This window comes from Klebsiella sp. GW_Kp181, assembly GCF_040062315.1.
Lineage (GTDB): Bacteria > Pseudomonadota > Gammaproteobacteria > Enterobacterales > Enterobacteriaceae > Klebsiella > Klebsiella oxytoca.
Map to the genome: position 1 here is coordinate 106,421 of NZ_JBEAFR010000077.1, position 11,577 is coordinate 117,997.

Here is an 11,577-nt window from a genome sequence, read left to right on the forward strand (position 1 = left end):
AAAATACATTATCGTTGAGCGTAAGGAAACCCATCGAACGTAAGGATGATGCGCTTACGGCTCAACAGGGTGGGGAAGGCAACGGTCTTCCAGGGCAAATATACGTAAGCAAGAAGGTGAAGAGCCCCAATGTTGAACACGCTGATTGTGGGCGCCAGCGGTTATGCCGGCGCAGAGCTAGTGGCCTATGTAAATCGCCATCCTCATATGACCATAACCGCTTTGACGGTCTCCGCGCAAAGCAATGATGCGGGAAAATTAGTTTCCGATTTGCATCCGCAACTGAAAGGCATTGTCGATCTGCCGCTGCAGCCGATGTCTGATATCAGCGAGTTTAGCGCCGGAGTCGATGTCGTTTTTCTGGCTACCGCCCATGAAGTGAGCCACGATCTGGCGCCGCAGTTTCTCGCGTCGGGCTGCGTGGTGTTCGATCTCTCCGGGGCGTTCCGCGTGAATGACGGCGCCTTCTATGAAAAATATTATGGTTTCACTCATCAGCACCCTGAACTGCTTGAACAGGCGGTTTACGGCCTGGCCGAGTGGAGCGTCGAAAAGCTAAAAGAGGCAAATCTGATTGCCGTACCCGGCTGCTACCCGACGGCGGCTCAGCTATCGTTAAAACCGCTGATCGATGCGGGACTGCTGGATCTTAACCAGTGGCCGGTGATCAACGCGACCAGCGGGGTCAGCGGCGCCGGGCGTAAAGCCTCTCTCGGTAACAGCTTCTGCGAAGTCAGCCTGCAACCCTACGGCGTTTTCAATCACCGCCATCACCCGGAAATCTCCACCCACCTGGGCGCGGACGTTATTTTTACCCCGCATCTGGGCAATTTTAAGCGTGGGATTCTGGAAACCATTACCTGCCGTCTGAAGCCCGGCGTCAGTAAAGAACAGGTCGCGGCGGTGTTCCAGCAGGCCTATGCGGATAAACCGCTGGTACGTTTATACGATCGCGGGGTCCCTGCATTGAAAAATGTCGTGGGTCTGCCATTCTGTGATATCGGTTTTGCAGTCCAGGATGAACATATCATCGTGGTGGCGGCGGAAGATAACCTGCTGAAAGGTGCGGCCGCGCAGGCCGTACAGTGCGCTAACATTCGTTTCGGCTTCGCTGAGACGCAGTCTCTTATTTAAGGTGTGATGATGAATCCTTTAATTATCAAACTCGGCGGCGTCCTGCTGGACAGCGAAGAAGCGCTGGAGCGCCTGTTTACTGCCCTGGTGAACTACCGTGAATCACATCAGCGCCCGCTAATTATTGTGCACGGCGGCGGCTGCGTGGTGGATGAACTGATGAAGCAGCTTAATCTGCCGGTGAACAAGAAAAATGGTCTGCGGGTCACCCCGGCGGATCAGATCGACATTATTACCGGCGCGCTGGCGGGAACCGCCAATAAAACGCTGCTGGCGTGGGCGAAGAAACACGGCCTGGCTTCCGTTGGGCTATTCCTCGGCGATGGCGATAGCGTCAAAGTGACGCAGCTTGATGAAGAGCTCGGCCATGTCGGATTTGCTCAGCCGGGGTCTCCGGCGCTGATTAACACGCTGCTGGCGGGCGGTTATCTGCCGGTTGTCAGCTCCATCGGCGTTACCGATGACGGTAAGTTAATGAACGTCAACGCCGACCAGGCGGCGACCGCGCTGGCGGCAACGCTTGGCGCAGACCTGATTCTGCTGTCAGACGTGAGCGGCATTCTCGATGGCAAAGGTCAGCGTATTGCTGAAATGACCGCCGGGAAAGCTGAACAACTGATCGAGCAGGGCATTATCACCGACGGAATGATCGTCAAAGTGAATGCGGCTCTGGACGCGGCGCGGACATTAGGCCGCCCGGTCGATATCGCCTCCTGGCGGCACGCAGAGCAGCTCCCTGCGCTGTTTAACGGTACGCCGATCGGCACGCGTATTCTGGCATAATCAATTTATCATTTTGTCGGCCCGGTAAGCGCAGCGCCGCCGGGCAATAAAATTCAAAGATATTAAGGAAGCATGTTATGGCACTTTGGGGTGGGCGTTTTACTCAGGCAGCGGATCAGCGGTTCAAACAGTTCAACGACTCTTTGCGCTTTGACTATCGCCTGGCGGAGCAGGATATCGTTGGCTCTGTTGCCTGGTCCAAAGCGCTGGTGACGGTGGGCGTACTGACCGCTGATGAACAGCAGAAGCTGGAAGAGGCGCTGAACATTCTGCTGGAAGAAGTACGGGCTAATCCGCAGCAGATCCTCGAAAGCGATGCGGAAGATATTCATAGCTGGGTAGAAGGTAAACTGATCGACAAGGTTGGCCAACTGGGCAAAAAGCTGCACACCGGGCGCAGCCGTAATGACCAGGTCGCAACGGACCTGAAGCTGTGGTGCAAAGATACCGTGGTGGAACTGCTGTCGGCGAATCGTCAGCTGCAAAGCGCGCTGGTTGAGACGGCGGAGACTAATCAGGACGCGGTCATGCCGGGCTATACCCACCTGCAGCGCGCGCAGCCGGTGACGTTCGCTCACTGGTGTCTGGCCTATGTCGAAATGCTGGCGCGTGATGAAAGCCGCCTGCAGGATGCGCTGAAGCGTCTGGACGTCAGCCCGCTGGGCTGCGGCGCGCTGGCGGGGACCGCCTATGAAATCGATCGCGAACAGCTTGCCGGCTGGCTGGGTTTCGCAACGGCGACCCGCAATAGCCTGGACAGCGTGTCCGATCGCGATCACGTCCTGGAACTGCTGTCCGATGCCTCAATCGGCATGGTCCACCTGTCGCGTTTTGCCGAAGATCTGATCTTCTTTAATACCGGCGAAGCGGGCTTTGTGGAGCTTTCTGACCGCGTGACGTCGGGTTCATCCCTGATGCCGCAGAAGAAAAACCCGGATGCGCTGGAGCTGATCCGCGGTAAATGCGGCCGCGTGCAGGGTGCCCTGACCGGCATGATGATGACCCTTAAAGGGCTGCCGCTGGCCTACAACAAAGATATGCAGGAAGATAAAGAAGGCCTGTTTGACGCGCTTGATACCTGGCTCGACTGCCTGCATATGGCGGCGCTGGTGCTTGACGGTATTCAGGTGAAACGCCCGCGCTGTGAAGAAGCCGCGCAGCAGGGATACGCGAATGCCACCGAGCTGGCGGACTATCTGGTAGCTAAAGGCGTACCGTTCCGTGAGGCGCACCATATTGTGGGTGAAGCGGTAGTAGAAGCCATTGCCCAGGGCAAACCGCTGGAAGATCTCCCTCTGGCCAATTTACAAAAATTTAGCGGCGTTATTGCTGATGACGTCTATCCGATTCTTTCGCTGCAGTCGTGTCTGGATAAGCGAGCGGCTAAAGGCGGCGTTTCTCCGCAGCAGGTTGCTCAGGCGATTGCCGACGCTAAATCGCGCCTGGTTTGAGCTATCTGTTCGCTGCCTGAAAGGCATTAAATAAAGGAAGCTCGGGTAACCCCGGGCTTTTTTATGCAAAAAAAAGCGGACACAAGGTCCGCAAAAGTTCACGTTGGCTTTAGTTATCCGGGTAGAGAACTGATGAGGAAGCTCAATGATTTTCTGCAGTTTTCCTCATTTATGGGTTTATTATTGAACAGAAACCTTGATAGGGATAATCGTTCGTTGCTATTCTATCTATCGCCATGGACTATCGTGGCGATGGAGGATGAATAATGAATATTCGCGATCTTGAATATCTGGTAGCGCTAGCTGAACACCGCCACTTCCGCCGTGCGGCGGATTCTTGCCACGTCAGTCAACCTACGCTTAGCGGGCAGATCCGTAAGCTGGAGGATGAACTCGGCGTGATGTTGCTGGAGCGCACCAGCCGTAAGGTTCTGTTCACCCAGGCAGGGCTGCTGCTGGTGGATCAAGCGCGTACCGTGCTACGCGAAGTCAAAGTGCTTAAGGAAATGGCGAGCCAGCAGGGAGAGACCATGTCCGGGCCATTGCATATCGGACTGATCCCGACCATTGGCCCTTATCTGCTGCCGCTGATTATCCCCATGCTGCACCAGACCTTTCCGAAGCTGGAAATGTATCTGCATGAAGCGCAAACCCATCAGCTGCTGGCCCAGCTTGATAGCGGTAAGCTCGACTGCGCAATTCTGGCGCTGGTCAAAGAGAGCGAAGCTTTTATTGAGGTGCCGCTGTTTGATGAGCCAATGATGCTGGCTATCTATGAAGATCATCCGTGGGCAAACCGCGAGTGCGTGCCGATGTCGGATCTGGCCGGTGAAAAACTGCTGATGCTGGAAGATGGCCACTGCCTGCGCGATCAGGCGATGGGCTTTTGCTTTGAAGCCGGCGCCGATGAAGACACCCACTTCCGCGCGACCAGTCTCGAAACGCTGCGTAACATGGTGGCTGCCGGTAGCGGCATCACCCTGTTGCCCGCCTTAGCCGTGCCGCAGGAGAGAAAGCGCGATGGCGTGGTCTATGTGCCTTGCATTAAGCCGGAACCGAGACGAACCGTTGGGCTGGTTTATCGCCCGGGTTCTCCACTGCGTAGCCGTTATGAACATTTGGCGGAGGCCATCCGCAGTAAAATGGATGGCCATTTCGACGCGGCGTTAAAACAGGCGGTTTAAGCCATTCAACGCGGCTACCCGATAGGCTTCCGCCATTGTCGGATAGTTAAAGGTGGTGTTAACGAAGTACTCAATGGTGTTACCGCCGCCTTTCTGCTCCATTATCGCCTGGCCGATGTGAATAATTTCGGCCGCGCGCTCGCCGAAACAATGAATGCCGAGGATCTCTTTCGTTTCGCGATGAAACAGGATCTTCAACGTACCGACGCTCATACCGACAATCTGCGCTCGCGCCAGGTGCTTGAACTGCGCGCGCCCGACCTCATAAGGCACCTTCATTGCCGTCAGCTGCTGCTCGGTTTTGCCGACCGAGCTGATTTCCGGAATGGTGTAAATCCCGGTAGGAATATCCTCAATCAGATGCGCAGATGCTTCGCCTTTCACCAGCGCCTGGGCCGCAATGCGCCCCTGATCGTACGCGGCGGAGGCCAGGCTCGGATAGCCAATCACATCGCCGACGGCATAGATGTGCGGCAGGGCGGTCTGGTACATGCTGTTGACCTTTAGCTGACCGCGGCTATCGGTCTGCAGACCGATATTTTCCAGCGCCAGAGAGTCGGTATTCCCGGTACGGCCGTTGGCGTAGAGCAGGCAGTCCGCCTTGAGCTTTTTGCCGGATTTCAGATGCATGATGACGCCGTCATCAACGCCTTCAATCTTTTCGTACTCTTCGTTGTGACGAATCACCACGCCGCTGTTCCAGAAGTGATAGGAGAGCGAATCAGACATCTCCTGATCGAGAAACGCCAGCAGACGATCGCGGGTGTTGATCAGATCCACTTTGACCTCCATCCCGCGGAAGATCGACGCATATTCGCAGCCGATCACCCCGGCGCCATAAATGATCACATGGCGCGGTTCGTGATGCAGGCTGAGGATCGAGTCGCTGTCATAAATGCGCGGATGATGAAAGTCGACGTCTGCCGGGTGATAGGGGCGTGAACCGCAGGCAATGACGAACTTTTCCGCCGTCACCGTCTCCACGGTACCGTCGTGGCATTCCAGCGCGATAGTGTGTTCATCGACAAAATGGGCGTTGCCCTGCAGGATTTCACAGTGGTTGCGCTCATAGAAACCCTGACGCATATGGGTTTGCTGGTTAATGACGCTGTCGGCATGGTTCAGGATGTCGGCGAAGGAAGAACGAAGAAGACGGGAATGGTCGCTGTAGAGGGGGTTCTGGTTAAACTCGATAATACGGCTGACGGCATGGCGGAGGGCTTTTGACGGGATGGTACCCCAGTGGGTACAACCGCCGCCGACGTTATGGTAGCGCTCGATGACGGCAACGCGTGCTCCCTGTTTCACCAGCCCCATGGCGGCACCTTCTCCGCCCGGACCGGAACCAATCACAATTGCATCATAATCCCAAGAGTGTGACATGGCATTACTCACCTGTTTTATACATAAAATAAACACGATGATAACATTCGGCGCGCTTTAACCCAATTATCGTTGTGCTTTTTTGCGGCATAAAAGCAGAAACAGCTCGTAAACAATCATTCACAATCCAGTGTAAACCGATTAGTTCTAATCTCTGGTATAGTGCCGGAAGGGCTTATGGAAGGATTCAGACAACGTGATGGGCGTAAGAGCGCAACAAAAAGAAAAAACCCGGCGTTCGCTGGTGGAAGCAGCATTTAGCCAGCTAAGTGCTGAACGGAGTTTTGCCAGCTTGAGCCTGCGCGAAGTGGCGCGGGAAGCCGGGATCGCCCCAACGTCCTTCTATCGCCATTTCCGCGATGTCGATGAGCTGGGTTTGACCATGGTGGATGAAAGCGGGCTGATGCTGCGTCAGCTGATGCGTCAGGCGCGGCAGCGTATCGCCAAAGGGGGCAGCGTCATTCGTACCTCTGTTTCCACCTTTATGGAATTCATCGGTAACAACCCGAATGCCTTCCGTCTGCTGCTGCGTGAACGCTCCGGTACATCCGCGGCGTTTCGTGCCGCCGTGGCGCGTGAAATTCAGCATTTCATCGCGGAACTTGCCGACTATTTAGAAATCGAAAACCATATGCCGCGCGCCTTTACCGAAGCGCAGGCTGAAGCTATGGTCACCATCGTATTTAGCGCCGGCGCCGAGGCCCTGGATGTAGGTCCGGAGCAGCGTCGGCAGCTGGAAGAGCGCCTGGTGCTGCAGCTCAGAATGATCTCGAAAGGCGCGTATTATTGGTATCGCCGTGAACAAGAAAAAATTTCAAATCATTCCGAATAACGTGAAGGACGAGCAATGAAACACTCAGTACAAGATAGAGGCACGCTGCTGCTGGCGCTGATCGCAGGTTTATCCATTAATGGAACCTTCGCTGCGCTATTCAGTTCAATTGTCCCTTTTTCCATTTTCCCTGTTTTGTCGCTGGTGCTGACGGTTTACTGTCTGCATCAGCGCTATCAAAATCGTAGTATGCCCGTGGGTCTGCCGGGGCTTGCCGCCGCCTGTTTTATTCTCGGCGTGCTGGTTTATAGCACCGTTGTGCGCGCGGAATATCCGGACATCGGCTCTAACTTCTTCCCGGCGGTTCTGTCGGTGATTATGGTGTTCTGGATTGGCTACAAAGTGCGCAACCGCAAGAGCGCGATCGCTGAATAATCTATCGCCCGGCAACAGCGCTGTTGCCGGGTTTCCTGCCGCAGCTTTACTTCTTCGTTAACAGTACGCCGCATTCCATATGGTGGGTATACGGGAACTGGTCGAACAGCGCCAGGCGCGTGACCTCGTGGGTATCACTGAGCGTTTCCAGGTTCTGGCATAGGGTCTCCGGATTGCAGGAGATATACAGAATACGCGGATACGCCTGCACCATTTTCTCCGTTTCGCTATCCAGCCCGCTGCGCGGCGGATCGACGAAAATCGTCTCGCACTGATAGCTCTTCAGATCGATGCCCTGCAGGCGATTAAACTCCCGCACACCATTCATCGCTTGAGTAAACTCTTCCGCCGACATGCGGATAATCTGCACATTATCAATGTGGTTCGCGGCAATGTTGTATTGCGCTGCTGCGACGGATGGTTTAGCAATCTCTGTTGCCAGCACGCGATCGAAATTACGCGCCAGCGCCAGCGAAAAGTTGCCGTTGCCGCAATACAGCTCAAGCAGGTCGCCGGTTGCGCCTTTCGTGGTATCAATAGCCCACTCCAGCATCTGGATGTTCATCGCTGCGTTCGGCTGGGTGAAGCTATTCTCTACCTGGCGATAGACCATTTCACGCCCGCCAACCGGTAAGCGTTCATCAATATAATCCTGATCCAGCTCGATTTTCGTCTTCGTTGCGCGGCCAATCAGATGCACATTCAGGTTTTGCGCCCGCAGCGCATCGCGCAAACGCTCCGCCTGCTGGCGCCACTCGTCCTCGAGCTTTTTATGATACAGCAGCGATATCACCGCCTGGTTGCTTAGGGTGGTCAGATAATCCACCTGAAACAGTTTATGGCGCAGTACCGGGTTATCGCGTACGCCGGCAATCACGGCAGTCATCAATTGATTAATGAGTTCACTGGCGGCCGGGAAGGTATCGACGCGAATACGGGATTTGGTCTGCTGATCAAACATAATGTGGTACAGGTCATCGCCATCGTGCCACAGGCGGAACTCTGCGCGCATGCGATAGTGGCTGACCGGCGAACGAAACACTTCCGGAACCGGGGCGCTGAAAGGCGCCATCATTTTCTGCAAACGGACGACTTTCTCTGCCAGCTGCGCTTCATATTGTTCGGTAGGAAGGTGTTCGGGGGTCATGATGTATCCTGAATAAAATAAGTACGCGGGGATTGTAGGGAAAGCGCTGGGGATGTCCAGCCCTGATGATATCAGGAAATATCACCGTAGAAGTCTGGACATCTATATGTTTCTAATTATAGCATCGTGTTACCGGTCCTATGAGTTAATAGGGAATCCAGTGCAAATCTGGAGCTGACGCGCAGCGGTAAGGAAAAGTGGGATGAGCGCATAGTGCAGACACTGCGGTTATTTAGCGGGAAGTCCTCATCCATTAAACACCCCAAGCCCGAAGACCTGCCGGAATACGTCGCATTTGGTTTCTATCATCGCGTGCTATTGATAGAGCCGGCGGCATCCTTTGCATATTACGGATGCTTTTAAAATGATTAAAAAAGCTTCGCTGATGACGGCGCTCTCCGTCACGGCTTTTTCCGGCTGGGCGCAGGACAGCAATTCAGATACGTTAGTGGTGACAGCAAATCGTTTTCAACAACCGGTCAACACGGTCCTTGCGCCGACCGATGTTGTGACGCGGGAAGAGATCGATCGCTGGCAGGCGAAAGATTTGAACGATGTAATGCGCCGATTGCCTGGCGTGGACGTCGCGCAAAATGGGGGGATGGGGCAATCTTCCTCGCTCTTCATCCGTGGTACTGAAGCCAAACAGGTGCTGGTTCTGGTTGATGGCGTTCCCATGGCCCGACCGGGTATCACCAATAATCCTGACCTGAACCAGATTCCGCTATCGCTGGTGCAGAGAGTTGAATATATCCGCGGCCCGCGTTCGGCGATTTATGGTTCCGGCGCAATGGGCGGCGTGATTAACGTCATTACGCATTCCGATAAAGAACAATCCAAAATTACCGCTGGGGTGGGTTCTAAAGGGTACCAACAATATGACGGTACTCTGCGCCATCGCTTTGGCGATACGGTCGCGACGGTTGCGGGCTCTTATGAGGGCAATAAAGGCTTTAACGTTCAGCCTGATTCAACCTGGGATCACGACGGCGATCGCGATGGTTTCCGTAATAAAACGTTTTGGGGCAGTCTTGAGCATAAATTTAACGAGAATTTTGACGGTTTCTTCCGCGGACACAGCTACACCAACAACTCTGATTACGATCTTGGAAGCCCGCCGTATAGTCCGGCCAACAGCGCAGATGAAAACCAGCTCTATAACCAAAGCTGGGATGCCGGGCTGAACTTCAATTCCGGTATTTACTCCTCTCAGCTTATCGCCAGCTATCAGAAGGTAAAGGACTATAACTACAGCAGTATTTATGGTCGTTATAATGATGGGACGACGCTCGACAGGATGACGCAGCGTAATCTTCAATGGGGCAATAACGTTATTGTCGGTCACGGCTCGGTCAGCGCAGGGGTCGATTGGCAGCAGCAGCGTTTAACGTCGTCAGATACGGCGCTGTCGGATACCTACAAGCGTGATAACACGGGGCTGTATCTGACGGGCCAGCAGCAAGTGGGTGATGTCACCCTCGAAGCTTCCGGACGTGAAGACCACGATGAGCAGTTTGGCTGGCACGGTACCTGGCAGACTACTGCAGGATGGGAGTTTATTGAAAATTATCGCCTGACTATCGGTTACGGTACCGGCTTCCTTGCGCCTTCTTTAGGACAACAGTTTGGCTCAACCCGATTTGGTATCAACGCGAATCCTAATCTGAAACCTGAAGAGTCGAAACAGTGGGAGGCGGGGCTGGAAGGGCTTACCGGCCCTGTTGACTGGCGCTTATCCGCGTACCATTACAAGATTAGCAATCTGATTACCTATTACTCCGATCCTATTACTTATGAGGGGGAGTACGACAATATCAATGCCGCCACGATTAAAGGCGTGGAATGGACGGGAAGTATTGATACCGGTATTTTTAGCCATCGCGTAACGTTGCAGTATGTTGATCCGCGTAACGATGATAACGGTGAAGTGCTGGCCCGGCGTTCTAAACGACAGGCAAAATATCAGCTGGACTGGTCCGTGTTTGATGTCGATATGGATGTGTCGTGGCAGTATTATGGGAAGCGTTACGACAACAACACCTCCCAATACAACAATACGCAAAGAATTTTGCCGAGCTACAGCACGGTAGACGTTTCTGCAGCGTATCCGATCACCGATCGCCTGACAGTTCGTGGTAAAATAGCTAACCTGTTCGATAAAGATTACGAGACAGCTTATGGCTACCAAACTGCAGGACGAGAATACTACTTGTCTGGCAGCTACACCTTCTGATCCACGTCCCACCGTGCTGGTGTTTGATTCCGGCGTCGGTGGGCTGTCGGTTTACAATGAGATTCGGCAGCTTTTGCCGAATCTGCATTATATCTACGCTTTCGACAACGTTGCTTTCCCCTACGGCGAGAAAAGCGAAGAGTTTATTGTTGAACGCGTTCTGGAGATTGTCACCGCGGTTCAGCAGCGTTACCCCCTGGCGCTGGCCGTCATTGCCTGTAATACCGCAAGTACCGTTTCCCTCCCCGCCTTGCGCGACAAATTTGCGTTTCCGGTTGTCGGCGTGGTTCCTGCGATAAAACCCGCGGCACGATTAACGGCGAATGGCGTTGTTGGTCTGCTGGCGACGCGCGGGACGGTAAAACGTCCTTATACGCGCGAACTGATTGCTCGTTTTGCGAATGAATGCAAAATCGAAATGCTGGGATCGGCAGAGCTGGTTGAGCTGGCAGAAGCCAAGCTGCACGGCGAGCCGGTTCCGCTGGATGAGCTGCGACGTATTCTGCGTCCCTGGCTGCGAATGCAGGAGCCGCCTGATACGGTTGTGTTGGGCTGTACGCATTTCCCTCTATTACAAGAGGAGCTGCAGCAGGTTCTGCCGGAAGGGACGAGAATGATCGACTCCGGGGCGGCGATTGCGCGTCGAACCGCCTGGCTATTAGAGCATGAAGCGCCTGATGCAAAATCGGATGATGCCAATATTGCGTACTGTATGGCGTTAACGGCTGAAACTGAACAGCTTTTGAGCGTTTTGCAGCGTTATGGCTTCGAATCGCTGGAAAAATTACCGCTTTCATAGCGTTTTGCACAAAAAAGAGACGGTTGAAAGATTTTTTGCAAACAGGGCTTGTCAACGTCTCAGAACTCCCTATAATGCGCCTCCACTGACACGGAACAACGGCTTACAGCCCGCCGGGTCAGCGGGATTCAGCGATGAATGCCGGCAGAGAAAAGCGAAATTAAACGCTTGACTCTGAATGAGGAAAACGTATTATACGGGACCTCGCAACGGTGAGCGAAAGCCGCGTTGCACTGCTCTTTAACAATTTATCAGA

10 protein-coding genes and 1 riboswitch are annotated in these 11,577 nt (G+C 54.1%); of the genes, 8 read left to right on the top strand and 2 right to left on the bottom strand.

Annotated elements, in window-relative coordinates; genetic code table 11:
• Positions 1-129: 129 nt before the first annotated feature.
• The 4 genes from argC to oxyR all read left to right on the top strand — a co-directional run bounded on the left by argC (position 130) and on the right by oxyR (position 4,552).
• On the top strand, positions 130-1,134 hold the full coding sequence (gene argC / locus ABLV11_RS21055) for an N-acetyl-gamma-glutamyl-phosphate reductase (RefSeq protein WP_105889448.1): 1,005 nt from the start codon (positions 130-132) through the stop codon (positions 1,132-1,134).
• A gap of 6 nt (positions 1,135-1,140) precedes the next feature.
• Positions 1,141-1,917 (top strand): acetylglutamate kinase, encoded by a 777-nt coding sequence (gene argB / locus ABLV11_RS21060; protein ID WP_094298910.1) that lies wholly within the window; start codon positions 1,141-1,143, stop codon positions 1,915-1,917.
• Positions 1,918-1,994: 77 nt separating this feature from the next.
• Entirely contained in the window at positions 1,995-3,368 is a 1,374-nt protein-coding gene (gene argH / locus ABLV11_RS21065) for an argininosuccinate lyase (RefSeq protein WP_126489639.1), read from the top strand.
• A gap of 266 nt (positions 3,369-3,634) precedes the next feature.
• Positions 3,635-4,552, top strand: coding sequence for a DNA-binding transcriptional regulator OxyR (gene oxyR, locus ABLV11_RS21070; RefSeq protein WP_004107578.1), 918 nt, complete (start codon positions 3,635-3,637; stop codon positions 4,550-4,552).
• Here the strand turns inward: oxyR and sthA are convergent.
• The gene (sthA, locus tag ABLV11_RS21075) at positions 4,535-5,935 is read right to left on the bottom strand and encodes a Si-specific NAD(P)(+) transhydrogenase (RefSeq protein ID WP_004116922.1); all 1,401 of its coding nucleotides are present in this window, start codon (positions 5,933-5,935) and stop codon (positions 4,535-4,537) included. The genes oxyR and sthA overlap by 18 nt on opposite strands.
• A 196-nt stretch (positions 5,936-6,131) precedes the next feature.
• Here sthA and fabR point away from each other — a divergent pair, with 196 nt between their 5' ends.
• The gene (fabR, locus tag ABLV11_RS21080) at positions 6,132-6,767 is read left to right on the top strand and encodes an HTH-type transcriptional repressor FabR (RefSeq protein ID WP_004107582.1); all 636 of its coding nucleotides are present in this window, start codon (positions 6,132-6,134) and stop codon (positions 6,765-6,767) included.
• Positions 6,768-6,782: 15 nt separating this feature from the next.
• Entirely contained in the window at positions 6,783-7,142 is a 360-nt protein-coding gene (locus ABLV11_RS21085) for a YijD family membrane protein (RefSeq protein ID WP_004107583.1), read from the top strand.
• 46 nt (positions 7,143-7,188) lie between these two features.
• On the opposite strand, the gene trmA is transcribed toward ABLV11_RS21085, so the two are convergent.
• Entirely contained in the window at positions 7,189-8,289 is a 1,101-nt protein-coding gene (gene trmA, locus ABLV11_RS21090) for a tRNA (uridine(54)-C5)-methyltransferase TrmA (protein ID WP_123830064.1), read from the bottom strand.
• A gap of 116 nt (positions 8,290-8,405) precedes the next feature.
• Positions 8,406-8,588, top strand: a riboswitch (cobalamin riboswitch).
• A gap of 65 nt (positions 8,589-8,653) precedes the next feature.
• Here trmA and btuB point away from each other — a divergent pair.
• Together btuB and murI are read left to right on the top strand one after the other, a co-directional pair.
• Positions 8,654-10,522, top strand: coding sequence for a TonB-dependent vitamin B12 receptor BtuB (gene btuB, locus ABLV11_RS21095; protein ID WP_126489638.1), 1,869 nt, complete (start codon positions 8,654-8,656; stop codon positions 10,520-10,522).
• On the top strand, positions 10,467-11,321 hold the full coding sequence (murI, locus tag ABLV11_RS21100; RefSeq protein WP_126489637.1) for a glutamate racemase: 855 nt from the start codon (positions 10,467-10,469) through the stop codon (positions 11,319-11,321). The genes btuB and murI overlap by 56 nt, the downstream gene beginning before the upstream one ends.
• Positions 11,322-11,577: the final 256 nt, after the last annotated feature.